The organism is Paraburkholderia caffeinilytica, assembly GCF_051027425.1.
GTDB classification, from domain to species: domain Bacteria; phylum Pseudomonadota; class Gammaproteobacteria; order Burkholderiales; family Burkholderiaceae; genus Paraburkholderia; species Paraburkholderia caffeinilytica_A.
Map to the genome: position 1 here is coordinate 671,292 of NZ_CP186553.1, position 26,622 is coordinate 697,913.

21 protein-coding genes are annotated in these 26,622 nt (G+C 59.4%); 19 read left to right on the forward strand and 2 right to left on the reverse strand.

Annotated features, from left to right (window positions below):
- Window positions 1-249: 249 nt before the first annotated feature.
- The 14 genes from ACOSV0_RS23605 to ACOSV0_RS23670 all read left to right on the forward strand — a co-directional run bounded on the left by ACOSV0_RS23605 (window position 250) and on the right by ACOSV0_RS23670 (window position 17,146).
- Complete coding sequence (locus tag ACOSV0_RS23605; RefSeq protein WP_434114167.1) at window positions 250-1,551, forward strand: gallate dioxygenase; 1,302 nt, start codon at window positions 250-252, stop codon at window positions 1,549-1,551.
- 553 nt (window positions 1,552-2,104) lie between these two features.
- Window positions 2,105-3,454, forward strand: a complete 1,350-nt coding sequence (locus tag ACOSV0_RS23610; protein WP_434114170.1) for an MFS transporter — start codon at window positions 2,105-2,107, stop codon at window positions 3,452-3,454.
- A 72-nt stretch (window positions 3,455-3,526) separates the two neighbouring features.
- Entirely contained in the window at window positions 3,527-4,552 is a 1,026-nt protein-coding gene (locus ACOSV0_RS23615; RefSeq protein WP_434116095.1) for an amidohydrolase family protein, read from the forward strand.
- Between the two features lie 2 nt (window positions 4,553-4,554).
- Entirely contained in the window at window positions 4,555-5,238 is a 684-nt protein-coding gene (gene ligK / locus ACOSV0_RS23620; RefSeq protein ID WP_434114173.1) for a 4-carboxy-4-hydroxy-2-oxoadipate aldolase/oxaloacetate decarboxylase, read from the forward strand.
- 13 nt (window positions 5,239-5,251) lie between these two features.
- Window positions 5,252-5,959: a substrate-binding domain-containing protein gene (locus ACOSV0_RS23625; protein ID WP_434114176.1), complete on the forward strand. Its 708-nt coding sequence runs from the start codon at window positions 5,252-5,254 to the stop codon at window positions 5,957-5,959.
- A gap of 213 nt (window positions 5,960-6,172) precedes the next feature.
- Window positions 6,173-7,147: an ABC transporter substrate-binding protein gene (locus ACOSV0_RS23630; protein WP_434114179.1), complete on the forward strand. Its 975-nt coding sequence runs from the start codon at window positions 6,173-6,175 to the stop codon at window positions 7,145-7,147.
- A gap of 164 nt (window positions 7,148-7,311) precedes the next feature.
- Complete coding sequence (locus ACOSV0_RS23635; protein ID WP_434114182.1) at window positions 7,312-8,337, forward strand: amidohydrolase family protein; 1,026 nt, start codon at window positions 7,312-7,314, stop codon at window positions 8,335-8,337.
- Between the two features lie 43 nt (window positions 8,338-8,380).
- Window positions 8,381-9,232 carry an amidohydrolase family protein gene (locus ACOSV0_RS23640; protein ID WP_434114185.1) on the forward strand — a complete coding sequence of 284 codons (852 nt, stop codon included), beginning with the start codon at window positions 8,381-8,383 and terminating at the stop codon, window positions 9,230-9,232.
- A gap of 104 nt (window positions 9,233-9,336) precedes the next feature.
- A complete protein-coding gene (locus ACOSV0_RS23645; protein ID WP_434114187.1) occupies window positions 9,337-10,617 on the forward strand; it encodes an MFS transporter in 1,281 nt (426 codons plus the stop codon).
- Window positions 10,618-10,682: 65 nt separating this feature from the next.
- Window positions 10,683-11,669 carry a protocatechuate 3,4-dioxygenase gene (locus tag ACOSV0_RS23650; RefSeq protein ID WP_434114190.1) on the forward strand — a complete coding sequence of 329 codons (987 nt, stop codon included), beginning with the start codon at window positions 10,683-10,685 and terminating at the stop codon, window positions 11,667-11,669.
- Window positions 11,670-11,719: 50 nt separating this feature from the next.
- Window positions 11,720-12,577 (forward strand): HpcH/HpaI aldolase family protein, encoded by an 858-nt coding sequence (locus ACOSV0_RS23655; RefSeq protein ID WP_434109869.1) that lies wholly within the window; start codon window positions 11,720-11,722, stop codon window positions 12,575-12,577.
- A gap of 36 nt (window positions 12,578-12,613) precedes the next feature.
- The gene (locus ACOSV0_RS23660; RefSeq protein ID WP_434114192.1) at window positions 12,614-14,158 is read left to right on the forward strand and encodes an acetolactate synthase large subunit; all 1,545 of its coding nucleotides are present in this window, start codon (window positions 12,614-12,616) and stop codon (window positions 14,156-14,158) included.
- A gap of 28 nt (window positions 14,159-14,186) precedes the next feature.
- Window positions 14,187-15,095, forward strand: coding sequence for a phosphate ABC transporter substrate-binding protein (locus tag ACOSV0_RS23665; protein WP_434114195.1), 909 nt, complete (start codon window positions 14,187-14,189; stop codon window positions 15,093-15,095).
- Window positions 15,096-15,253: 158 nt separating this feature from the next.
- Entirely contained in the window at window positions 15,254-17,146 is a 1,893-nt protein-coding gene (locus tag ACOSV0_RS23670) for a hypothetical protein (RefSeq protein ID WP_434114198.1), read from the forward strand.
- 64 nt (window positions 17,147-17,210) lie between these two features.
- Here ACOSV0_RS23670 and ACOSV0_RS23675 read toward each other — a convergent pair whose 3' ends face one another.
- Entirely contained in the window at window positions 17,211-17,984 is a 774-nt protein-coding gene (locus tag ACOSV0_RS23675) for a hypothetical protein (RefSeq protein ID WP_434114201.1), read from the reverse strand.
- Window positions 17,985-19,232: 1,248 nt separating this feature from the next.
- On the opposite strand from ACOSV0_RS23675, the gene ACOSV0_RS23680 reads away from it, so the two are divergent.
- The 3 genes from ACOSV0_RS23680 to ACOSV0_RS23690 all read left to right on the forward strand — a co-directional run bounded on the left by ACOSV0_RS23680 (window position 19,233) and on the right by ACOSV0_RS23690 (window position 22,952).
- Complete coding sequence (locus ACOSV0_RS23680; protein WP_434114204.1) at window positions 19,233-20,258, forward strand: porin; 1,026 nt, start codon at window positions 19,233-19,235, stop codon at window positions 20,256-20,258.
- 286 nt (window positions 20,259-20,544) lie between these two features.
- Complete coding sequence (locus ACOSV0_RS23685; RefSeq protein ID WP_434114206.1) at window positions 20,545-21,489, forward strand: helix-turn-helix domain-containing protein; 945 nt, start codon at window positions 20,545-20,547, stop codon at window positions 21,487-21,489.
- A 284-nt stretch (window positions 21,490-21,773) separates the two neighbouring features.
- Complete coding sequence (locus ACOSV0_RS23690) at window positions 21,774-22,952, forward strand: lactonase family protein (RefSeq protein WP_434114209.1); 1,179 nt, start codon at window positions 21,774-21,776, stop codon at window positions 22,950-22,952.
- Between the two features lie 40 nt (window positions 22,953-22,992).
- On the opposite strand, the gene ACOSV0_RS23695 is transcribed toward ACOSV0_RS23690, so the two are convergent.
- Window positions 22,993-24,537 (reverse strand): PLP-dependent aminotransferase family protein, encoded by a 1,545-nt coding sequence (locus tag ACOSV0_RS23695; protein ID WP_434114212.1) that lies wholly within the window; start codon window positions 24,535-24,537, stop codon window positions 22,993-22,995.
- Between the two features lie 166 nt (window positions 24,538-24,703).
- Here ACOSV0_RS23695 and ACOSV0_RS23700 point away from each other — a divergent pair, with 166 nt between their 5' ends.
- The gene (locus tag ACOSV0_RS23700; RefSeq protein ID WP_434114214.1) at window positions 24,704-25,345 is read left to right on the forward strand and encodes an FMN-binding negative transcriptional regulator; all 642 of its coding nucleotides are present in this window, start codon (window positions 24,704-24,706) and stop codon (window positions 25,343-25,345) included.
- 182 nt (window positions 25,346-25,527) lie between these two features.
- Window positions 25,528-26,595: an alanine racemase gene (gene alr / locus ACOSV0_RS23705; protein WP_434114217.1), complete on the forward strand. Its 1,068-nt coding sequence runs from the start codon at window positions 25,528-25,530 to the stop codon at window positions 26,593-26,595.
- The last annotated feature ends 27 nt before the right edge of the window (window positions 26,596-26,622 follow it).

Consider the following 26,622-nt stretch of genomic DNA (forward strand, 5'->3'; position numbering starts at 1 on the left):
TATCTGATGTCATGCGGCTTGCGGCGACTGCCAAACAACTGGAAATCGGCATAAAGCCATGTTGCATGGCTATATGGCGGCAATCTAATCTGGTTTACCCTCACTTACTGGAAATCTTCGTTGTTCCTATATTTGTATCCCAAACGGGATGCAATAGATAGCCTTGCCGTTCGCCGCGCCCCATCCAATCCGCACTCGCGAGGCCTGGGGACCCGACGGGCGGTTATATGAGTTTTGAGGAGTATTGGCATGGCACGCATCATCGGCGGCATCGCTGCCTCGCACACACCCACCATCGGCTTCGCGTTCGACAAGAACAAGCGCGACGATCCGGTGTGGGCGCCGATTTTCGAAAATTTCGCTCCGCTGGCCGGCTGGCTCGCCGAGAAGCGTCCCGACGTGCTGCTGGTCATCTACAACGATCACGTCACCTCGTTCTTCTTCGACCACTATTCGGCATTCACGCTGGGCGTGGGGCCCGAGTGGCAGGTTGCCGACGAGGGCGGCGGCGCGCGGGACCTGCCGCCTATCAAAGGGCATCCGGCGTTGGCCGCGCACATCGGCACGTCGCTCATGACGGACGAGTTCGACATGTCCTTCTTTCAGAACAAGGCGCTCGATCACGGCTGCTTTTCGCCGCTGTCGATGCTTTGCCCGCACGAGCCGGAATGGCCGGTGAAACTCGTGCCGCTGCAGATGGGCGTGCTGCAACTGCCGGTTCCGAGTGCGCGGCGGTTTTATAAGCTTGGGCAGGCACTGAGACGTGCGATCGAAAGTTACCCGGAGGATCTCAAAGTTGCGATCGTCGCGACGGGTGGGCTGTCGCATCAGGTGCATGGAGAACGCGCGGGTTTCAACAATACGGAATGGGACCAGCGTTTTCTCGATCTTTTCGAACACGATCCAGAGCAACTGGCCGAGATGACGATTGCCGAATATGCGGAGCTGGGTGGGTTCGAGGGGGCGGAAGTGATCATGTGGCTCACGATGCGGGGCGCGCTGTCGTCCAACGTCGTATGCAAGCACCGCAGCTACTACCTGCCGTCGATGGCGGGCATCGCAACCGCGATCTACGAAAGCGAAGAGAGTGAAGCGAAACCGTCCATCGCGGAGCGTCACCGGGAGCGGATGGCGGCTCAGCTCGCCGGTGTCGAGAAGCTGGAGGGCACCTATCCGTTCACGATCGAAGTCGCCGTGAGGGCCTATCGGATCAACGATTACCTTCACCGGATGGTGGAGCCTGTTCATCGCGAAGCTTTCGTGAGCGATCCGGATGCGAGTTTCGAAGCAGCGGGTTTGACCGAGGAAGAGCGGGATCTGATCCGCCGTCGAGATTGGCGCGGGCTGCTGCACTACGGCGTTATTTTCTTCATGCTCGAAAAGCTAGGCGCAGTGACGGGCGTGTCGAATCTTCACATCTACGCCGCAATGCGTGGAGAAACGCTGGAGGCGTTCCAACGCACCCGCAATGCGCCCGGCGCTCTGTATTCGGTGGCGGGAAAGAGTGCTGGAAAACTCGACTGGGACAGTGCGGAACAAGGAAAGCGTTGAGAGACGGATTGCAGTGACGTGATGCCAACGCGCTGCGGTCCGTTACCGACCACTTTGCCAAGTGCTACAGCATGCCATCTGTTTTGTTTATCGAGTCCTGGTGACTGGCCTCATGGTCAGGACGTGGATTCGTTGTGGAGGCTCAACGGCAGACCGCTGGGCCGCTTATCGAAACTGTAAAAAAGGCCATATTTTTCAGGGGTTTGCGGGATGGAGCATTTATGTCGTACCACAAGCAGGTGTGAAGGGTAAGTAAAAACCCTTATATCGAAACCGATGTTCCGCACGTTCTTTCTGTCCTGTTCGGTACGCGTGGACCTATTTCGAAAGTTGGGTGGGGTGACTATATTGACCCGGTGTAACTGTTTCGCGTCGCAACCAGGTCAAGTTTGCTTCATCGAGTCGAAGTGAGTCTCCAGCTTTGCTTCAGATAGGGAGGTAGTTAACTTCCCGTGAAATTAGTAAAGCTAACAAACGCCTACGTGTCAGGTTTGCAAAGAGATCACGACCGTCGCGGTACATCAAACAGGCGACAAGGAGACAGGAGAAACACATGGCAAGCATAAAGACAATTGATATCAAGGCTTTCATCGACGAGCGATCCATCTCGCCTTACCAGTGGCTACTGGTGGCGCTGTGTTTTCTCATCGTGACTGCCGATGGCATGGACGTGGCCATCATGGGTTTTGTGGCGCCTTCGATCATTCATGACTGGGGGATTTCGCGCCCTGCATTCGGTCTGGTGATGAGCGCGGCGCCGCTGGGTCTCGTGATCGGTGCGCTGGGAGCAGGTCCTGCTTCGGACCGTATCGGCCGCAAGTGGGTGCTGATTACGTCGGTTTTCCTGTTCGGCGTGTTCACGATCGCGACAGCCTTTACCCAGTCGCCCATGGAAATGGCTGCGCTGCGTTTGTTGACCGGTGTCGGCCTTGGCGCTGCGATGCCTAACTCGACGACGCTGTTGTCGGAATATGCACCTCAGCGCAAGCGTTCGCTGTTGATCACCGTGATGTTCACCGGCTTCAATCTGGGTTCGGCGTTGATCGGTTTCGCTGCCGGCTGGCTGATTCCCGAACATGGCTGGCGTTCGGTGTTGATCTTCGGCGGCGCGCTGCCGCTGGCCTTGATCCCGCTGCAAATCTGGCTGCTGCCGGAGTCGGCGCGACTGCTCGCGGTGCGCGGCGCATCGCCCGCGCGGATCGGTGCGGTTCTGGGCCGGGTGTGCGGCACGCGCTTTTCCGGTGACGAGGTTTTCGTTTCCAGCGAACCGCCGTTGCCCACACGCAAACCGATCGGCGTACTTTTTTCGCAGGGTTATGGCTTCATGACGGCGGCGCTTTGGGTGACCTATTTCATGGGCCTGCTCGTCATCTATCTGCTGACGGGCTGGTTGCCGACGCTCATGAAGGATGCCGGCCTGACAGTCACGACGGCCGCCAATGTGACGGCGATGTTCCAGATCGGCGGCACGGTCGGCGCCATTCTTGTCGGCTGGATGATGGACAAGGTGCGGCCCGCACCGGTCATCAGTGCGGCCTATCTTGGCGGCGGTCTGTGCGTACTGGCGCTGGCGGGGATCGGTGCATTGTCGTCCTCGCTGGCATTGCTGGTGTTTGCGGCGGGCTTCTGCATGAGCGGCGCGCAGACCGGACTGAATGCGTTTGCACCGAGCCGTTACCCGACCGTTGCGCGTGCAACCGGGGTCAGCTGGATGCTCGGCATGGGCCGGTTCGGCAGCATCTTCGGCTCGGCAATAGGTGGCGCGTTGCTTGGATTCGGTCTGCAGTTCGGGGCGATTCTCGCGATGCTGGCGGTGCCCGCCACGCTGGCCGCAGTCGCCATTCTGGTGGCGCAATGGGCGCGGGCCGGCGAACCGGCGCCGCAGCCCAACACGGCGCACTGACGAAGTAATGGGGCGATGCCACGGGTCACGCGTGGCATCGCGGTAATTTCAAATCAGTTATTTGGAAGAATGATGATCATCGATATCCACGGGCACTATACGACCGCGCCAAAAGCGCTGGAGATGTGGCGCAACCGCCAGATCGCAGGTATCAACAATCCGTCGGACATGCCGAAGGCGTCCGAATTGCATATCGGCGACGACGAGTTACGGGAGTCGATTGAAAGCAACCAGTTGCGGTTGATGCGCGAGCGCGGGCTCGATCTGACCATTTTCAGTCCGCGTGCGAGCTTCATGGCGCACCACATCGGCGACTTCGAGGTGTCGAGCACGTGGGCGGCGATCTGTAACGAACTCTGCTACCGCGTGAGCGAACTCTTTCCGGACCATTTTATTCCGGCCGCGATGCTGCCGCAGAGCCCGGGCGTGGATGTCGCCACCTGCATTCCCGAACTGGTGAAATGTGTCGAGCAATACGGCAACGTAGCGATCAACCTGAATCCGGATCCGTCAGGCGGCCACTGGACCAGCCCGCCGCTGTCCGACCGCTACTGGTACCCGATCTACGAGAAGATGGTCGAGTACGATATTCCCGCCATGATTCACGTGAGCACGAGTTGCAACGCGTGTTTCCACACCACCGGCGCGCATTATCTGAACGCGGATACGACCGCCTTCATGCAGTGCCTGACATCGGACCTGTTCCATGATTTCCCCACGCTGCGTTTTGTGATTCCGCATGGTGGCGGCGCAGTGCCCTATCACTGGGGACGTTTCCGCGGTCTCGCGCAGGAGATGAAAAAGCCGCCACTGGAAGACCATTTGCTGAACAACGTCTTCTTCGACACTTGCGTGTATCACCAGCCCGGCATCAATCTGCTAACCGAAGTGATCCCCGTCGACAACATTCTGTTCGCGAGCGAGATGATCGGCGCGGTCCGTGGTATCGATCCATACACGCAGCACTATTTCGACGACACGAAGCGCTATATCGAGGCGGCGCACATCGACGCGGATGAACGGTACAAGATTTACGAGGGTAACGCGCGGCGTGTCTACCCGCGTCTGGATGCAACATTGAAAGCGAAGGGGCATTGATCATGTATGAGCTTGGAGTCGTGTATCGCAACATTCAACGGGCAGATGGCGACGTCGCTACGAAGCTCGGTGCGCTTGGATCTGCCACGGTGCACGAAGCAATGGGACGTACCGGGCTGATGAAACCCTACATGCGGCCGATCCATGGGGGTACGCAGGCTAGCGGAACCGCGGTTACGGTCCTGCTGCAACCGGGCGACAACTGGATGCTGCATGTCGCGGCGGAGCAGATCCAGCCCGGCGATATCGTCATTGCCGCCGTCACGACGGATTGCACGGACGGCTATTTCGGCGACCTGCTGGCGACGAGCTTCCAGGCGCGCGGCGCACGCGGGCTTGTTATCGATGGTGGTGTGCGTGATGTGCGCGTGCTGGCCGACATGAAGTTCCCGGTATGGAGCAAGGCGATCTCGGCCAAAGGAACGGTCAAGGCGACGCTTGGTTCGGTGAACATTCCTGTGATCTGCGCGGGTGCGCTGGTGAATCCCGGCGACGTCGTCGTGGCGGATGACGATGGCGTAGTCGTGGTGCCTGCGGCGTCGGCGCAAAATGTTCTCGATAAGGCGGCGGCGCGGGAAGCCAACGAAGGCGAGAAGCGCGCGAAGCTGGCGAGCGGCGTGCTCGGGCTGGATATGTACAACATGCGCGAGCCGTTGCGGCAGGCCGGATTGCGCTACATCGACTGAAAGGGCAGCGAGCATGGTCTTGGATCCAACCGTGAGCCAGACGATCACCGGTATCTCGTCGATGGCTACCCGCAACGTGCTGGCCGATCTCGTCGAACACTACGCGCGACATTCACGGCAACGGGTGGCGGTCGAATCGGTGGGCGGCGTCGAGGCGGCCCGGCGCATTCTGGACGGCGAGCCGTTCGATATTGTCGTGCTGGCGGCCGACGCGATCGACCGGCTGACTGCGGCCGGCCGGGTCGTTGCGGGCACCCGGGCAGATCTGGCGCGCTCGGGCGTGGCGATTGCCGTGGCAGCGGGGGCGGCGCAACCCGATATCGCTAATGAGGCAGCGGTTCGCGATGCCATTCTGGCTGCACGCAGCATCGGCTACTCAACGGGGCCCAGCGGCGCGCACCTGGTTCGATTGTTCGAGCGTTGGGGCATTGCTGAGACGATCGCGCCGCGCGTCGTGCAGGCTCCTCCAGGCGTTCCGGTGGGCTCCCTTGTCGCGCGTGGAGAGATCGAGCTCGGTTTCCAGCAATTGAGCGAGCTGATGCATTTGCCGGGCATCGATGTCGTCGGGCCATTGCCGCCCGATATTCAGATCGTCACTGTTTTCTCGGCCGCTGTTTGCACGACGTGTGAACAGGTGGCTGAAGCGCACGCACTCATCTCGTTCCTGGTCTCGCCTCAAGCGGCGTCGGCCAAGCTCGCGCAGGGAATGGAGCCGGCGTGAGGTAGGGACAGCGCGCGGTATCGACGCAATGCGTGCCGCGCTCCGAATTCGGCCATCAATCAAAAAAAGTGCCATTGAATCTGACTTTTGTGTAGGGACGCGCGTCCCTTCCTCAAATATTCTCCTTCCATCGAAACGAACCGTCCGCAACTGTTTCGCATGGGACCGGGGTAAGTGCTAAAGCACGAACTCCGGTCGATACAGGAGAGAATATTGGCTAGTAAAGTCCCGCTCAAGATTGCAATCGCTGAGCATCCCCACACGTCGGCTATCCGCAATGGATCCATTCCCATCGAGGGTGTGGATGCCGAATTCATCACAGTCCAGCCGCAAATCGGCGCGTTTCGCAGGATGGTGCGCGATGTCGAATTCGACGTCTGCGAGCTGGCGCCGACGACTTACATCATCGCCCGTGCCTATGGTGCGCCGTTTGTCGGATTGCCGATCTTTGTCGTGCGGCGTTTTCATCACGGTGGCCTGCTGGTGCGCCCGGACGCGGGGATCAAAACCCCTAAAGATCTGGAAGGTAAAAAAGTGGGCGTGCGTGCCTACTCGGTGACAACGGGTGTGTGGACGCGTCAGGTTCTGATCGACGAATTCGGTCTCGATTCGTCGAAGGTGACCTGGGTTGTCGACGACGAGGAACATGTTACGCAGCTCAAGCTGCCGTCGAATGTCATTCACGCGCCGGCTGGGAGTTCGCTGGCGGAAATGATGGCTTCGGGCGAATTATCGGCTGGCTTCGCGGCTGCCGCGGGTATTGGCCGCACAGGCGCGCCCACGGGTGGATGGAAGGAGGTCGAGGCCGACTATCCCGATCTGCTGCCCAATGCGACCGAGCTGGAGGCCGAGTACTTTGCGCGCACAGGGGTGTATCCGATGCACGGCACGATTGTCGTCAAGGACTCGGCGCTTGCGGAGCACCCGTGGATCGCCAAATCGATTTATGACGCCTTCGCACAGGCGAAAAAGGAATGGCTGGTGCGGCTCGATGCCGGCGAGGCGACGAGCGCCAGCGATAAGAAGTATCTCGAACTGCGCAGGATCGTCGGACACGATCCGCTGCCGTACGGTCTGCAGGAAAACCTCAGGACAATCGAAACACTGGAAGCGACGGCGTTCAGGCAGGGGCTTACGCCGCGACGTATGTCCATTGGCGAGCTGTTTGTGGACCCGTTGGCTCGCTGATTTGACCGCTGATGCATGGGGCTGAAGTAAGCGCTGAAGCGCTAACTCCAGCCGACCACTGTGCATGGGACCCGAGTAGGCGCTAAAGCGCCAACTCGGGTCGACCGCGATGCATGGGGCCGGAGTAAGCGCTGAAGCGCTAACTCCGGCCGACAGGAGAACACATGATTATTGATTGCCACGGTCATTTCACGACCGTACCCGCTTCATTCCGTAACTGGCGCGCGAAACAGGTTGAGTTCGCGAACGATCCGGCCAACGCGCCCTCGCGTGCCGAGGCCCATGTCACCGACGACGAGATCCGTGAAGCGATCGGCAACGGACAACTCAGACTGCAACGCGAACGCGGCAGCGACCTGACGCTGTTCTCGCCGATCGCCGGCCTGATGAGCCACCATCTGGGCAATGAGCGCACCAGCCTCGAGTGGGCCGAATTATCGAACGACCTCGTGTACCGCGTAACGGAACTCTATCCGGACAACTTCGCGCCGGTGTGCCAGTTGCCGCAATCGCCGGGCGCGGCGCCCGCGAACTCCATTCCGGAGTTGCGACGCTGTGTGGAAGAAATGGGTTTTGTCGGCTGCAACCTGAATCCCGATCCCACCGGCGGCTACTGGACCGGCAAACCGATGACGGATCGCGAGTGGTATCCGGTCTACGAAGCGCTCGTCGATCTGGATGTGCCCGCGATGATCCACGTGGCCGCATCGTGCAATCCGTGTTTTCACGGCACGGGTGCGCATTATCTGAACGCGGATACGTCGGTGTTCATGCAGTTGCTGCAGTCGAACGTGTTCAGGGATTTCCCGACGCTGCGTCTTGTGATTCCGCACGGTGGCGGTGCGGTTCCGTATCACTGGGGACGCTATCGCGGCATGTCGCTCGAAATGTGCGACCGCCCGCTCGAAGGGCTGCTGAACAACATTTTCTTCGACTCCTGCGTTTATCACAAACCGGGTATCGAGTTGCTGACCAAGGTGATCCCCACCGATAACGTGCTGTTCGGATCGGAAATGATCGGCGCGGTGCGGGGCAAGGATCCAGCAACGGGCCAGTACTTCGACGATACGAAGCGCTATATCGACGCGTGTACGGCGCTGTCGGATGAGGATCGCTACAAGATTTTCGAGGGCAATGCGCGGCGTGTCTATCCGCGCCTCGATAAGCGCCTGAAAGCACGCGGTCACTAAACGCAGGCGACGGCCACCTGTATCCAGAGAAACAGAGAGACTCATGGCTTCATCAATCGTTGATATCCACCCCCACATCATTTCCGATGATGAGGGCCGCTATCCACCGGCGCCACTGTTCGGCAAGCGCTCGGACTGGTCGAAGGAACGTCCCACTACCGTTGAGACGCTAATCGCCGCGATGGACACAGCCGGCGTTGCCAAGGCCGCGGTAGTGCATTCGTCGACCACTTATGGTTTCGACAACAGCTATGTCGTTGAAGGTTGCGCACAGTATCCGGATCGGCTGGTTGCCGTCGGCTCCGTCGACGTGCTGCAACCGGATGCACCGAAACGCATTCGGGAATGGGTCGGACTCGGCCTCGCTGGTCTGCGTCTCTTTACCGGCGGCAGCACCAAGGAATTCGATCCGAGCGAGCTCGACGATCCGCGCTCGTTTCCCGCGTGGGAACTGTGCGCCGAACTCGGCCTGACGATGTGCATCCAGACAGGGCCCGTCGGCCTGCCGCAGGTAACGGCGCTCGCGCGGCGTTTCCCGAACGTTGCAATCATCCTCGATCACCTCGGACGTCCCGACGTGACTGACGGCGCGCCGTACGTCAACGCGCGAAGCCTGTTCGATCTGGCGCCGTTCGAGAACATCTACCTGAAGCTCACGCCGCGCATTTTCGGCGATGTGAAGAAGGAAAAGGCGAGCGCCGAAACATTCTTCCCGCGCGTAGTCGAGGCCTTCGGTGCAAAGCGGATGGCGTGGGGCTCCAACTATCCGACATCGACGGGCACGCTTCCGGAAATCCTCGCGACTGCCCAGTCAGGTCTGGCATGTTTGAGCGACGAAGACCGTGAATGGATTTTTGGCAAAACAGCGCAGCAACTGTATCCCGCGTTGGCCTGAGGTTCAGTCGCATCCTCGCAGGCCATCCGGAATACCCACGATGCCACGGATACCTTCAGGTGGCCCGCAAGCGGAATCCAATCACACTAAAGAGAAAAAAGCAGATGGAGACAAGCAAACCTGCACGACCTGGGATCGCGAGCCGCTGGGCGGTACTCGCGCTCCTTGCGATCGGTGTGTTGATTTCTTTTGTCGATCGCACCAGCATTTCTTCCACGCTGGCGGACGCAGGCTTCGTTCAACATTTTTCGCTCACGAACGTCGATCGCGGCTGGATCAACTCGGCGTTCTTCTGGTCGTATGGTCTGTTCCAGGTGCCGATGGGTTGGGTGGCCGACCGCTACGGCGTGAAATGGCCCTACGCGATCAGCTTCGCGCTGTGGTGCATCGCAACCGCGCTGATGGGCGCGGTGACGGCGCTCGCGAGCCTGGTTGTCATGCGCCTGATCATCGGCATGGCTGAAGCCATTGTGATTCCCGCGAGCTATCGCTGGATTCGCAACAACTTCGACGAAAGTCAGAATGGCCTCGCTGTCGGCCTCCTGGCAATGGGCAACAAGTTCGGTCCCGCACTCGGCGCGCCGATCGGTGCGTGGTTCATCGTCAATTATTCGTGGCAAGTCATGTTTGTCGCGACCGGCCTCGTCGGACTGATCTGGCTGGTTCCGTGGTTTCTGCTCGTCCGCAGCGACCTGCCCTCCAGAACACAACTCACAGCGGCGAACCGAAGCGCCCGCACGGTTAGTTTCGGCAGCATCCTGTCCAGCCCGGTAGTGTGGGGCGGAATGATCACGAATTTTTGCTACGGCTATTTCACGTTCTATTGCATGACGTGGATGCCCGCCTATCTCGTCGAGCAACGCGGCCTGTCGATGTCGAAGTCCGGGCTCTATACGTTCTTCAGCTTCGCCGGAATTGCGATCGTCGCGGCGATCGCGGGCTGGGCCGCGGATCGGATTATCGCGCGGGGCGGCAACCCGATTCTGGTGCGTAAGGCCTTCACGATCGCGGGCTTCGTAGGTGGATGCACTGTTCTGCTCGGCGCCTACGCGCATTCACTCGACATGGCGTTGTTCTGGAATGTGCTCTCGCTCTCGTTGCTTGGTTTGACCACCGCAAACAATCTCGTGCTGTCGCGCCTGACCTTGATTCCGAAGCAGGCGATCGGACTGGTCACAGGTGTGCAGCAGGTTGCCACCAGTCTCGCGGGCGGCGTGGCGGCAAGTCTGTCGGGCTGGCTGCTCCATGTCAGCGGAAATTATGACCTGCCCATGCTCGTGATTCTCGTCTTCCTGCTGATCGGCGCGTTGACCACGATGATCCTGTTCCGTCCCGAATGGGCCCCCAAGGTAACCGAAACACAAGGTTCGCTGAAGCAAGCCTAGCAATCGCGGCATAACCGGAATGACCGGTTTTGATGCACACATTAATTCATTGAGAAACCATATATATGGCGAAGATCGTATTCGGGATGGCGGTACCGCACAGCGGCATGCTGGGTCAGGCACCGGAAGACTGGCTGACGAACGGGGAACGGGACCGCAACAATCCGGAGTTGTGGTATCGCAACCGGACCTGGACCTATCCCGAGCTGGAAGCTCACCGCGAAGCCGCGTTTGAAAAATTCCTGACGCTCGAGGAGCGCACCGCGCGCGCCGCGCGCTGCCGCACCGCGCTCGACGCGATGGCCGCTGCTTACCGCGACGCCAACGTCGATGTCGCGATCATTCTGGGCAAGGACCAGAAGGAAATCTTCACCGACTTCTCGCCTTCGATCGCCATCTACAGCGGTGAAGAAGTGCACAACGGCCCGCCGCAGCGTGCCGTCTATGCACCGGACCACCACGTCACGCACAGGTGCCATCCGACGTTGGCCAGGTATCTCATCGACCGCTTCCAGGGCGAGGGTTTCGATTTGACCGACCTGTTTGCGTGGCCCGACAACGTGTGGATGAAACCGCTGCCGGAGTATCCGGTGGTGCCGCATGCGTACAGCTTCGTTTATCACCAGATCATGGGCGACAACCCGCCGCCGCATGTGCCGATCATCATGAATTGCTTCTATCCGCCGACACAGCCCTCGATGTCGCGCTGCATTGAATTTGGACGCGTGCTGCGCGATGCCATCAATGCATGGCCTGACGACGTGCGGGTCGGCATTTTTGCCTCGGGCGGCTTGTCCCATTTCGTCAACGACGAAGAGTTCGATCACAGCATCATGAAGATGCTGGCCGAGTACGACTATGACGCCCTCGCCGCGGTGGATGACCGCTCATACCAGTCGGGCACTTCCGAAATCAAACTCTACGTGAGCGTGATGAAAGCGGTTCAGGAAACGGGCGCCGAGATGACGCTGGTGGACTACGTGCCTTGCTGGCGCACACCGGCGGGCACCGGCGAGGGCATGGGTTTCATGTACTGGAAAGCGGCCGACTGATCCGGCTTCATGCAACCACCTGTGCACCCAATCAACCAGAGAGAACCAGCATGAGCGATACCCGCCTCAACAGCATCATCCGCGCATTCGAATCCGGCAAGCCCGCCTTCGCCGCCTTCTCCAAACTCGATAAACAGAGCGCCATCGAAATGAGCGATGCGCCGTATGACGGCATCGTCTTCGAGATGGAGCATAACCCCTACGACGTATCGGCACTCGGCGACGCATTGCAGTACATGCTCAGCCGCAAACAGATCGCCGAGTCCGGCTCGGTCGCACCGCGCGTCACGCCGATCGCCCGCATTCCGGCCAATGGCGCGGAGATGAACCAGTCCTTCGCCAAGCAGGTCCTCGACCGTGGCGCCTATGGCGTGGTGTGGCCGCATGTGTCGACGGTGGAGCAGGCCTATAACGCGGTGGCGTCCTGCCGTTACGCGCGGCCCAAAGGTGCACCGCTCTATGAGCCGAAGGGCATCCGTGGTGACGGCCCCGCCAACGCGGCGCGCTACTGGGGCCTGAGCATGGCCGATTACTATAAAAAGGCGGACGTCTGGCCGCTCGCCCCCGAAGGCGAAATTCTGGTCGGGCTGATGTGCGAGAGCACCGAGGCGATCGAAAACCTCGATGACATCCTGGCGGAGGTGCCCGGCATCGGCTTCATCCTGATTGGCGAGGGCGATCTCAGCCAGCAGCTGGGCCATCCGCGCGATTACGAGCACCCGGTGGTGGTCGATGCGATGCGCCAGATTGTCGAGACCTGCCACAAACACAACGTGGTGGTCGGCAATCCGCATGTGAACGCGAAGAATCACAAGCGGCTCATCGAGGAGGGCTACCGTTTCCTGATCTCCGCACCGCTCAGGAGCTACGGCGTGGTCGGCCTCGCGCGCGAGATGGCGGGGTACTGAATGAGCGCAATGAGCGGAACGACCGCAACGACCGCAATGAACGGCGCCGAAAGCCTGGTCCAGACGCTCACCGAGCAGGGCGTCGACATCTGTTTCGCGAACCCCGGCACCTCGGAGATGCACTTCCTGAAGGCGCTCGAAAACCCGCGCATGAAGAGCGTCCTGTGCCTTTTCGAGGGCGTGTGCACAGGTGCCGCCGATGGTTATTACCGGATGAAAGACACGCCGGCCTCCACGCTGCTGCACCTCGGGCCGGGACTCGCGAACGGGCTGGCCAATATCCACAATGCCCGACGGGCATCGTCGGGGATGGTCAACATCGTGGGCGAGCATTCGGCCGCGCACCTGAAATACGATCCGCCGCTGACGTCCGATATCGAGGGCCTCGCGCGGCCGCTGAGTCACTGGGTGCGCCGCGTCGAGTCGCCCGGCGCGGTGGCCTGGGACGTCGCAACGGCGGTGGGCAAGGCGAGCGAACATCCGGGACAGATCGCGACACTCATCCTGCCCGGGGACACCTCGTGGCAGGATGCGGGCGAGCAGGTCGCGGTGCCGCGTGTAGTGACAGGCATCAAAACACCGGACGCCACGCGCATCGAACACATCGCAAAGGTGCTGCGCTCAGGCGAGCCGACGCTCGTCGTGCTGGCCGGCCGCGCGACGCGTGGCCGCGCGCTCGAACTGGCGGGCAGGCTCAAGGCAGCAACCGGGTGCCGCATCGCGACGCAATTCTTCAGTTCCCGGATCGAGCGCGGGGCAGGGCGGGTCACGTTAGAGCGCATTCCGTATGCCGTGGGACTGGCCGTCGAGTATCTGAAAGATTTCAGGCACATCGTCACGGTGGAGACCACCGAGCCGATCGCCTTCTTCAGCTATCCGGGCAAACCGAGCCTGCTCAAGGCGCCCGGCACGCGTGTTCATGCGCTGGTCGAAACCGGCGAGGACAGTGAAACCGGCCTCGACATGCTGCTTGAGGCGCTTGGCGCGACGCATACGGCGGCGGTGCTTCAGCCGCGCTCGGATGCCCCGCCGCCGACTGGCGCGCTCACGCCTGCCACGATTGCCCAGGCACTGGCCGCCGCACTCCCAGAAAACTGCATTCTCGTCGACGAATCGCTGACCACGGGCCGCGAGACGATGGGGCTGACCGTGGGCGCCGCGCCGCACGATCTGATCAACAACATGGGCGGCTCGATCGGCTACGGAACGCCGGTGGCGACCGGGGCCGCGCTGGCCTGTCCTGGGCGGCGGGTGTTCTGCATGGTCGGTGACGGCAGCGCGATGTACACGATCCAGTCGCTGTGGACCCAGGCACGCGAGGGCCTGAACATCACGACGATCATCTTTGCCAACAACAGCTACGCGATCCTGAAGGCCGAGTACGCGAACATGGGCGCCGGCGCGCCCGGGGCGCGTGCGCTGGCGATGATCGATATCGACCGCCCGAGGATCGACTGGCAGGCGATGGCGAAAAGCATGGGCGTACCCGCCGTCGCCGTCGATACGGCCGAGGCGTTCCACAAGGCCATGGCCGGCTCGGTGAATGAGGCGGGACCCTGCCTGATCGAGGTCAGGCTGTGAATCCATCCAGACGTAAAGAGGGACAACAATGACAACAGCGGCAACCAGGGCACTCACCGGGGTGCCGACATTACGCACCAATCTGGCCGACTACCCGGTCACGAAGGCGATGAAGGACGGGCGGGTGAGTTCGGACCTGGTCAGGCTCAACTATTGCGGACCGACGCCGGCGCATAACGGGTTCAAGGCGATGGTGCGGGAAAACGCGTTCGATGCGGGCGAGCTGGCGATCGTCACCTTCCTGCAGGCGAAGGCTTACGGCAAGCCCTATGTGCTGTTGCCGACGCCGATATCGGGGCGTTTCCAGCATCATTGCGCGGGCTTCAACATCGACTTCGGCCACCTCGATCCGAAGGATATCGAGGGCAAAAAGGTCGGCGTTCGCACCTATACCCAGACGACGGCGCTCTGGATCCGCGGCATCCTGCGCCACGAATACGGTGTCGATCTCGACAGGGTGACATGGATGACGCTCGGCGAAGGACACCTCGCCGAGTATCGCGATCCGGATAACTGCGTGCGCCTGCCCGCAGGGTCGTCGATTCCGCAGATGATGCTCGACGGTGAGTTGAGCGCCGCGTTGCTCGGTGAAGACATGCCGAAGGACCCCCGCGTGCGCACGCTGGTGCCCGATGCGCAGGCTGCGGCCAAAGACTGGTTCGCGCGTGAAGGTGTTGTGCCGATCAACCACATGTTCGTAGTACATGCGGACATTTCGAAAAATCATCCAGATGTGGTTCGCGAGTTGTACCGGATGATCGTCGAAAGTCGGGCACTGACTGACGGCGGTGTGCCAGCTATTTTTCCGCCGATCGGGTTGGAAGAAAACCGCAAAGGGCTTCAGTTGGCAATCGACTGGGCACTCGATCAGAAGATCATTCCGCATCGCCTGTCAGTCGACGAACTGTTCGATGACGTCACAGGAAGTCTGGGCTGAATGTTCAAGGAGCAATAACGGCTTACGGGAAGGGGCAACAGGAAACGGAAACACAATGCGTCGATAAAAAATGGCGGCGCAGAAGCGGTTGAGCGGTTTCACACCGCTCACCTACGCATAATTAACGGAGATATTTTGCTGTGTATTTAACTACGTCTTTGAAGAAACTCCTGGCTTGTGTCGCCATCGGGGGCGTCTGGATTCTCATTCCCACTGGAGCGGGCGCGGCGACGAAAGGCACCTTGCTGCTCAACCGCGTGGGTCCCGTTACTTCAGAGCTGTATGTATCGAATGCGGACGGTACCGATGAACACCGGTTAATTCCGACCGATGGCTTCGACTACCACGCTTCGTTTTCGAAAGACGGGCAGTGGATCGTATTCACGTCGGAGCGTGACGGCCTTGGCGAGTCAAATCTTTATCGCGTGAAAGTGGATGGTACGGGCCTGCAGCAGCTCACCAATCACATCGCGGTCGACGATGCCGCCGTGTTTTCGCCGACGAACCCCAACACCATCGCATTCGTTTCATCACGCAGGGGCACGAACGACTTCGGCACGACCAATATCTGGACATTGAACATTGCAACTGGCGCACTGAAAAACGTTACCGGCGCGCTGAAATTCGATCCCAGCAAACCGCACAGCTACTTCAGACCTTCCTGGTCTCCGGACGGCAAGTGGCTTGCCATTTCTTCCGATACGGGCTCCGATTGGCGTGGTCACAATCTGCCGGGCGGCTGGGAGCGCACGCAGGAAAGCAGCATCTATATCATCAGGCCCGATGGCTCCGGCTGGAAGAAAATTGCCAGCAATCCCGGCTTCGACGAGGGCTCGCCTTCCTGGTCACCGGACGGCAAGCGCGTAGTGTTCTATGAAACACCAGTGGAGTCGACCTGGGGCGCACATCGTCCGGAGTTGATCAACAAGGTCAGTTCGCAACTGGTGTCGGTGGATCTGTCCAGTCTTGCGAAGACCACATTGACATCGACACCCGGTTTCAAGGTGTTTCCGCAATATCTGAGCGAAACCAACGTCGCGTATCACGTCAAGGGCGGCGACACCGAAGGGATCTATACCACGGCCGGCACTTTCCGCTCGACCAGTAACTCGGGCATCCGCTCGCCTCGCTATTCGTCGGACGGCAGCAAGATGGTCTACGAAAAAATAACGATGCGCCCGGCCCATGAAAATGGAACGCCGCTGTTCAGTTTTGATCCTGACTGGAACTACCGATACATCGACGTGTTCCCGCAGCTCTCGCCTGATCGGCAGAAACTGGTGTACACAGAGAAGGCGATCAACTCGTCCATCGCGATCATCAACCCTGATTTTTCCGGCTATACGCGTATTTACGATCCGGCCACCAGTGGCTTGAATCCGGTCATGATCAAGCAGGGCCTGGCCGGTGCGTTTGCGCCTGGCTGGTCGCCGGATCGTCAGTGGGTGGTCTTCGGTGTGGGTCAATGGTTCTTTACGCGCGGTGCCGGTCCCGGCCAGATCATGCGTATCAAGGCCGACGGCAGCATGAACGGCCACGCGGAAGCCTTGACGGATGGTTCTATCAACTCGGGTTATCCGAGTTATTCGCCGGACGGGAAGAAGATCGTCTACCGCGTATGGAGCCCGAAGGTGCAAGGTCTGCGTATTCTCGATCTCGACACGCGCACGACTACCGTGTTGACCACCGAGGGAGACAACCTGCCAGGCTGGTCGCCGGATGGCAGCAAAATTGTGTTCACCCGCAAGGAAGTCAACCCGACCGATCCCAACAAATTTCACTATGACGTGTACACAATCAAACCCGATGGCACGGACCTTACCCGTTTGACCACGCCCGGGGCGAATCAAGGGCACGCTGTCTGGACTTGGGATGGCCGCATCGCGTACAGCTCAGGCGTCTACGGCTTCCGGGATGAACTCGCGCTGTACGACAACAGCTTTCAACCCGACGGCCAGAACTGGGTGATGAACGCCGACGGTAGCGATCAGCATCCGATCACGGATACGCTATGGGAAGAGGCCATGCCGTTGTACATTCCCAATCCGTAATCTGGTGAGGGTGCCGGTATAAGAAGGGCGCTGCGCGAAAGCACAGCGCCTTTTGCGTCGCCGACTAGAAGTGAATTTCAGCCATCAGCATCGGCAAGGATGTGATCGTGCCGACCGTTTCGCTGGTCGGCGTGCCGTACATGTGGTGCCAGTACTCATAGCCGACACCCGCATAAACAGCGCGTGGATGACCGGCGAACGAACCCAGATCGGCTAGCAGGGAAACGCGGGTGAGAAATTCGGTTGTCGTCTGAACGCCGAAACCATCCTTTCCTTTCGGCCCGGTCATGCTGGCAAACCCACGCAACATCAGCGGCAACGGTCCTACCCGGAACGGAAAGAGCCACGAACTCTCGATGTGCCACGCAGTATTGAAATGCACGTCGACGCCGGTGATGCCGTTATGGTTGCTCTCGGTTCTAAGGCCGGCGGTGAGATTCCAGAAGCCTCGCGGCAACGCGAACTCGATAGTCGGGCCGAGAACGAGCATGCGTGCACGCTCTCCGTAGGCATCGTTCTTGGTGCCGAATTCATAGCCGGCGGTCAGGCCGACGTCCCGAATGAAGCCGATGCCTACTGGCCGCCCAAGAATCTTTCCGGCACTCAACTCGACCCGGCCGACGCTATACACCTCCTGCGCTCCACCTGAGGACGGGCCGCCCGCCTCCGGGTTCGCGGAGTTCGATACGAGGTAATCCACGTTGAATGCGTAGCTGCCGAACCTGAAGCCGCCGGTTGTCGTGAGATAACCAATGTTCTGGGCAACTTTGTCGGCAACCCCCGGATAGTGGAAATCACTGCCATAGCGGTAGCCGATATACGTATCGTTCCACGACACAGGTGGCGTGCCGATTTGTTCCCCCGATTTCAAATCAGGGGCAGTGAGAGGCGCGCTGCTGTTTGTCTGAACCTGCTGGGTCTGCGGTGGAGCGGAATCGCTAGGTGCGGTGTACACCTCCGCGTAACTGAACTCGCTCAAACAGCAGAATATGGCCGCACCGAGAAGCGATTTTCGCAAGACTACGGGTTTTATTTTCATGTCTCCGTCCATATGGATTTTCTATTGGCCCGTCCCCGTTGAACTTCCTGAGGACGAACGAGGCACCAAACGTTCAAGGCGTAATAGTCAAGAACCGGTCGACATGGCATTGCGGCAAAGCGTCAGGGCAATGCGAGGCCTGGCGCTGTGCGCCATATCGAATATGTTTTTCATGTCTCCGTCCAGATTGGATGTGGTTTGGTACGAAGCGTGGTCGTTTTCCGACTCTTGATCCGGCCGCACGGTCGGCAACTGGCTGGGCACAAGCCAACACAGCGCATTCTGTCGCGGTGGTGAGGAATGGTATTGGATGCCCGATCGTCTGCCTTTACACAAAAGTTAGATTCGCTGGCATTTTTTGTCGCGTGATGGAGGAGTGCAGTCGGGGGTGGGTGTTATCACTGAATTAGTCGAAAAAATGCCAGTGAATCGCGCTTTTGTGTAGGGACGCGCGATCGCGCATCAAATATTCTTAGTCACAGAAACTTGGGTACCCGGCGGTCAGCGTCTTCATCGCGCTGATCGCAGGCGATGTTCAGTGGAGAGACTGTCGAGCGGAACAGTCCCCTGAAAATCGACATTACTGATGCATTTGCGTATGTCGCAGGCCTATAACGGGCCCATTCGGCGCATCCGTCAGATGGTGCGCGATGTTGCATGGCCATGCAGAAAGAAGCCTGATTCAAATAAAAAAGTAGCGGAGACATTCATGAGAAAGCGGATCTCTTTTGCCGTTTCGGAGCGATGATGGTCATCGCTCCGGCGTGGGCGCGGCAAAGTGAACTGTCGCCTGATCACGCGGTCCCGAAACCGGACCATGCCTCCCGTCACGTCTCCCTATCCAGAAAAATCATGCGCAGCGGCGCGCCGTATGGGATACGACCATGCCGCGCAAGCAGCGCTACGAATTCAGTCCACGGCAGCACGTGGTCCATGTTCCGAGAAGCATAGGCTTGTGCCGATTCGTCAGGGCAGGGCTCAACTATTTAAATGCATCTGGTCGCTGAATGAAGAATTCTGATAATTACACATTGATTAGGAGACTAAATGAAAAAGTTGATCGCGCTTGTATCCGGCGTGGCATCGGCATGTGCCCTCAATACGGCATACGCCCAGTCGTCAGTCACACTCTACGGCATCGTTGACAACGGTCTGGAATATCAGAACGCAGGTGCCGGGGCGGTGGTGCGTGGCGTATCCGGTGGACTATTTGCCAGCAGGTATGGCTTGAAGGGCAGCGAGGATATCGGTGGCGGCCTTCAGATCAATTTTCAACTGGAGCAGGGCTTCTCAGGCATGACCGGCGCGGCATCGAACGCTGCCGAGGCCTTTAATCGTCAGGCTTGGGTTGGTGTATCAGGCGGGTTTGGTGAAGCGCGTATAGGGCTGCAAAACACGCCTCAATACATTTTCATGAACCCCGAACTCGACCCGGTGGCGGTAATGAGCATCGGGTCTCCAATGAACAATTTCAACAGCCTGACCGTCCGGGTCAATAACGCGATTTCCTATTTCACACCCACGGTCTATGGCCTGAGTGCTCAGTTCATGGTCGCGATGCGGGATACGACGACCAAGCCGACTAACGGACTGCAGTTCTACAACGCGGCAGTCCGCTACGTGAACGGACCTTTCCGTGCAGCTGCGGGTTATGAGCAGGCGGCCAATGTGGCAGGAACCTCGATACTGAAGATTTTCAATGCGGGTGGGTCTGTCGGCGTAGGCGCCGCTCGATTTTTTCTGGCGTATCACACGGAACGCCAGACGGATGACAGCGTGAAGCGTGATGTCTACGAAGTGTCGGGTTCCTACTCGTTCAGTTCCGCTGACCAGCTTTCACTGATGTATGGTTATGCCCATGACCAGACGGGCAAAGGGAACAACGCACAACAAGTGGGTTTGACCTATTCATACTCCCTTTCCAAGCTGACGACCCTATACAGTTCCGCCGGGTTTATCCAGAACCGGAATCGGGCGCAATTTACCCTTAACGGCACCGGGTATACCGGTATTGCGGTCGCGCCAGGTGCCGACACGCGTGGCGTCGTTATCGGAATGCTGCATCGATTCTGATGACGACATCGGCGCCGTGAAACGGCGCTGTCGTTCGGGTAAATCGCAGTTCATGCTCCGTAGAAATGTATGGAAAAATATTCCCTGTTTTCGCGACCCTCGGACAGGGTTAAGATCGGATTCGAGACGAATTCATCATGCCGTACGCTCCTGGAGCCCAGGCGCATCAGGTCCTGGTCGCAAACGGGCGCAGCGCTGAACACGGCGGTGGCCTGAGCGAGGAACGCCGGTCGATCGAACAACCGACGACTGCTACGAGATCGATTCTGGCCGCCAAGGAGACTTTATGACACACAGTGCCGTGGCAAAGTATCAGCCCAAATCGATTCCCAACGCGAAGCTGACAACGGTTCCAAAGGTCCGCCTGTACGTTGAACGGCCCGAAGACGAAAACTGGTTCGTGCATGTCGGGCATGTTACCGACCGGGGCCGCTGGCGCACCGAGCCTCACGCGCATCCCGCTTATGGCCAGGTGATATTCGTTCGCAGCGGGCGCGGCGTCATGAATCTCGAGGGTTCCAGCGTGCCGTTCGAAGGCCCTTGTGCCTTGCTGTTACCAACCGAATGCGTTCACGGTCTCGACTACGAAATCGATGCCGACAGATGGGTTGTGACGATCGAGGTCGCTTACCTCACGCAGGTTAACGCCAAACTCCATGAGTTCATTGCCCTCTGGGCGTTGCCGCGCATGATTCCGCTTTCCTATTCCGCGGAAGCAGGCGCAGAGTTTTCCAGCCTGATCAAAAGCCTTAAGCAGGAAGTTGAGTCTGACGCGGTGGGTCATGTGGTGGGTACCGAAGCGTTGCTGACGACGCTGCTGCTCATGCTGGTTCGGGAAACGCGTTTGGATCAGACTGGCAACGAAAGCGCTACACGCAACGACGTGCGCCAGGTAGACCGGTTCCGTAAGCTGATCGATGAGCATTACCGGGAGAATTTGCCACTGCAGGACTATGCGTCAATGATGGCAATCTCTCTGGTGCAATTGCGTGCCGCGTGTGCCTCCGCCGCGGAGCAGAGCCCGACGAAAATGATTCACGCACGTATTATCACTGAGGCAAAACGCAACCTCATTTTCGGCGACATGTCCGTGGAGCAGATCGCTTTTTACCTGGGCTTTGCGGACGCCGCGTACTTTACGCGCTTCTTCCGCAGAGAAGTCGGTCAAGCGCCGAGCCAGTTTCGCCTTGCTGCCCGACAACAGCCTCATCGCAAAGTGCTCTCGCAGTAAGCGGGTCTGCGATTCAGATGAGCGTTGAATACCCGGTATGTTCGATCGAAAAATACCGGCGAATCCGCTTTTTGTGCAGGGACGCACGGTTGCAAATCGAATACGCTTAGGCAACCCGTTCACCTCGCAGACAATGCAGAGACCATTGATCGCCTTCACCGAATTTGCGCAGCGGTGAGCCGGGGTCGGGAATAAGGGATGATTGCCCGCTTGCGTCTTTTGAGCAGTACGTAGGCAGGCAGCCTGTATTCGTCCCATACTATCGACCTCCAGGCTAGCGGACTATGACACGGCCCCACCAGAAAAACAGGTTGACACGGTATGGCGCCGTGGCGGCATTTATCGCGCTTACGTTGTTGAGCGGAATGTACAGCACGCGTAACAGTGCCGCTACGTTACGGGAAGATGCGAAAACCGAGCTCGTCTACATTGGAACGCAGGAGCGCCAGATTCACGCGCTGCGCTTCGATACTTCCACAGGCAAGCTGACGGTGATCGGCCCGGTTGCCGAAGGGCTGAAATCCACATGGGTTGCGGCGCACCCCCGATTGCCCATTCTCTATTCGGTCGATGACGACAATACGAGGGAAGGAAGCGTCACCGCCTATGCAGTGGATCGCGGCACCGGTGCGCTGACCAGAATAAACGAGGTTCCCACACGCGGCAGCGGAACCACGAATCTGGGCCTGGACCTACCCTCGATGACCTTACTCGCCGCCAATTACGGCGGTGGGTCCGTATCGAGCATTGTGGTCAACCACGATGGAAGCCTGGGTTCGCTCGTGTCCACGATCAAGGAGACGGGTTCCGGACCAAATCGGCGGCAGGCGAGCGCGCATGCACACAGCGCCATCGTCGATCCGTCAGGCCGATACGCACTCGTTCCCGACCTGGGCGCCGATCGCGTATTCGTTTATGGCTTTGACCGGGCCACCCATTCGTTGTCACCGGACGACGGGGCCAGTCCGCGCTCCTTTGTTGTCCCACCAGGTAGTGGCCCCCGTCATCTTGCTTTCGGCTCGAACAGTCAGTACGTTTATCTGCTAACCGAACTGACAGCAGAAATCATGGTGCTGCGCTGGGATGCATCGCAAGGGCGTTTGACACTGGTGCAATCGGTGCCGACAAGCAGTCAGAATTTTCAGGGCGTGAAAAGCGGAGCCGAGGTTGCGATCAGTCATGATGGCCGTTTTGTTTATGTCGAGGATCGTGGAGAGAATGCGCTAGTGGTCTATCGTGTCGATCCCGACTCGGGCGAGCTTTCTCTGGTTCAACGCACGTCCTCGGGCGGTGAAAGACCATGGGGATTTGCAATCGATTCGTCGGGGAAATGGCTGCTGGTCGCCAACCAACGCAGCGGTAAAGTGAATGTGTTCAGCATCGACCTTGCGTCTGGCATGGTGTCGGATACTGGGCAATCGGTCGGCGTACCCACTCCTGTCAGCGTTGCTTTTGTGGAGTGAGGAACCGTTTGCCCCAAACGGTTTGCAGCCGGTGCCAAGGTCAAGTTCTCTTCGCACTCGAGCGGCCTGGCGTTCTACGTTTCGCAGCGCTGACATTTCCCCGTTTGCTTGCCACTGCAGCAATGCTTCTCGCGAGATGCCGGGTAGCGATTTCAATCTCGTCGTCGCTAAAGCCGCCCAGGCCCAGTATCAAGCCCATGGGGCCCTTGCCATCCGAATACATCGGAGAGACAGCCCGAACGGCAACGCCGCTTTCGGCGGCTAACGACGCCACGGCGATATCGTCGACGCCTCTGCCCAGCCATAGCACCATATGCATACCCTGATCGGACGGCTGCAGCCAGGCGACTTTTTTCGGCAGCAGCCGCTCGATGGTTTCGATAATTCGCGCACGGCGATCTGCGTACACACCGCGGATTCGCCGGATGTGACGGTCGAGGTGACCTTCCGCAATGAACGCTGCAAGCACATGCTGATCGGCATTCGGCGGGTTGCGATCCATTAGCACGCGTGCGCCGCAGAACGCTTCCACCAGGTTGTCCGGAACAACGGCATAACCGAGCCGCAACGAGGGAAACAGGATCTTGCTGAACGTGCCGAGGTAAATCACCCGATTCGGATCGAGCCCCTGGAGCGACGGAAACGGATGTCCCGCATAACGCAGCTCGCTGTCGTAGTCGTCCTCGACAACCCAGGCGTTGTTCGAGCCGGCCCATGCCAGCAGGGCGTTGCGTCTTGCCATACTCATCGGCATTCCCAACGGGTACTGATGGGACGACGTGACGAATGCCGCTCGCGCATGACGGCACAGCCCGATACCCGCATCGACTTTGAGACCCTCTGCATCGACAGGTACCCGGATCATGCGTTCCGGGCGGCCCGTGCTTTCGAGAATCGCCGTGATGCCCCTGTACGCCGGGTCTTCCACCCAGGCCATGTCGTCGGCGTCAAGCAGCACCTGGCACGACAGATAAAGCCCTTGCTGCGTGCCGCTTGTGATGATCACCTGTTCGGCACTGCAGCGAACCGAGCGCGATCGCCTGACGTAGTCGGCGATTGCTTCGCGAAGCGCCCGCGCGCCCTGTGGATCGCCATACCCTGCGGGTGCCCCGGGCCCGCGGGCGCGCAGGCGGTTGCCGAGCCTACGCCAGACATCGTTTGGCGCGGCAGCGCCAACGGGTACCGAAACGGCGAAGGGCGCCGCCGGTAGCGCTGAAAACTGACGCGCAACCTGTGCGAACAGCGCGGCACGTTTGGGGAGTGTGGTCAGTTCGACGGATGCGGACCGCTCGGGTGTCCTGGCAGCAGGCGTCGTCAGCGACTGTGCCACGCTTGTGCCGGCTCTGGGGCGTGATTCCAGAAAGCCCTCGGCAATTAACTGATCGAATGCCTCGACAACCGTGCCGCGTGCGATATGCAACGACGTGGCGAGCGCACGCGTGGACGGCAGCACCTCGCCAGGCTTGAGGTCGCCGCGCCGTACAGCATTGCGGAGCGCCTGGGCGAGCTGACGTCCCAGATGTCCGGCGGTGCGATCCAGCGGACCGATCGAGGGGAGCTCGACGGTTTGGGGCTTTCTCACCATGGCTTTCTGGCCTAAGGAAATTGATTAAAACTGGCCCTTCAATATAAACCAGTTTGCCGTGAGAATTTCCAGACAGCAAGATGATCGCGATTTGATCCGGCATGCCTGCCACGGCGGCGCAACCCGAGTTGGGGGCTAGCGCCTCCCGATCCCACACGGAGCCAATATGTACATACCCGCCCATTTCAATGAATCGCGCAGCGAGGTGCTACACGCCCTCATTCAGGAAAATCCGTTTGGCATCCTGTTTACTCACGGCAAGAACGGACCGGACGCGAATCACATTCCCTTTGAACTGAAAGCTGGCGAGGGGGCGCATGGAGTCCTGAGTGCGCACGTGGCCCGTGCCAATCCGGTCTGGCAGGATGTCGCCAATGGCGATGAAGTGTTGATCGTGTTTCGCGCAGGCGACGCTTATATCTCGCCGTCGTGGTATCCGAGCAAGCATGAGTTTCACAAGCAGGTGCCGACATGGAATTACAGGGTCGTGCACGCTTACGGCCGTATCACCATCCATGACGACGAGCGCTACGTTCGAGGACTGGTCGCTCGCCTGACGCGTACCCATGAGGCGTCCCAGCCTCAGCCGTGGAAGATGACGGATAGCCCCAGCGAATACATCGACGCGATGTTGAAGGCTATCGTCGGTGTCGAGATCGAAATCACCCGGCTCGTCGGGAAAATAAAGCTGGGCCAGAATAAGGAAGAGCGAGATATACGGGGAGCGGGTGAGGCCCTTAACGAACAGGGGGAAAACGTGATCGGGGATGCGATGCTTGCCTGCGCCGCGGCAAAAGCCCAAGCATAGCGGTCGCCGACAATTTAAAGCCGCACCGGGTGGCCAAAAAATAAAACCAAAAAACCAAAACAATACAGTAACAAAAACTGGTTGAGGCTGGATACGATAGTGGGAAAAGCTGCCTGTTGGCTATAGCGCCGGTCTCTGGCAACGGGCACCCACTCTTTCTAAACCAGCCCTCAACGCCTCCCATGCCACGCCCGATCGTTGCACAGATTCATCCTGGCGCAGTCAGCCACAACCTCTCCCTCGTCAAACAGCGCGCGTCTCGATCCCGAGCCTGGGCCGTAGTCAAAGCTAACGCATATGGACACGGAATCGACCGCGTTTTCCCGGCGCTCGCGAATGCCGACGGTATCGCCCTGCTCGATCTCGACGAAGCGGTCCGCGTGCGCGAACTGGGTTGGACCAAACCGATTCTTCTTCTGGAAGGTGTCTTCAAACCAGGTGACGTGCAAATCGCTCAACAGTTCGATCTCTCCATGGCCGTGCATTGCCGTGAGCAACTCGATCTGTTGCGACTGTCTTCGTCACGTAATCGCGTCAATGTGCATCTGAAGATGAACTCCGGGATGAATCGCCTCGGCTTCCGGCCCGACGCGTACCGTGCCGCGTGGGAGGAAGCCCGATCGATTCCTGTCATTGCGGACATCACGTTGATGAGCCATTTCGCGAATGCCGATGACGGCGACGTGGCATGGCAGACGGATCGCTTCGATGCAGTCACTCAAGACATACCGGGTCAACGAAGTCTCGCGAATTCAGCGGCGGTTCTGTGGCATCCCCAGGCGCATCGTGACTGGGTGCGTCCGGGTGTCGTGTTGTACGGTGGTTCACCTACCGGTCAGTCGCGTCACATTGATGACGTGGACTTGCGCGCATCGATGACGCTCAGAAGCGAAGTGATCGGGGTGCAGTCATTGTCGGCGCAGGAAACAGTCGGCTACGGCCGAGCCTTTGCTGCGAATCGTGAGATGCGCATTGGTGTGGTGGCATGCGGGTATGCGGATGGATACCCGCGGCATGCATCGACGGGTACGCCAATCGCCGTCGACGGAGTCATGACGCAAGTGGTGGGCCGCGTTTCGATGGACATGCTCACCGTCGACCTGACGCCGTGTCCGCATGCGCAGATCGGTTCGAAGGTCGAGTTGTGGGGCGAGCAGGTCAAGATCGATGACGTCGCTCACGCTTCGGGGACGATAGGGTACGAACTGATGTGCGCTCTCGCAAAGCGGGTGCCGGTGGAAGTCGTTTAAACGACTTTCTTTCTCGCCGGAGCGTGA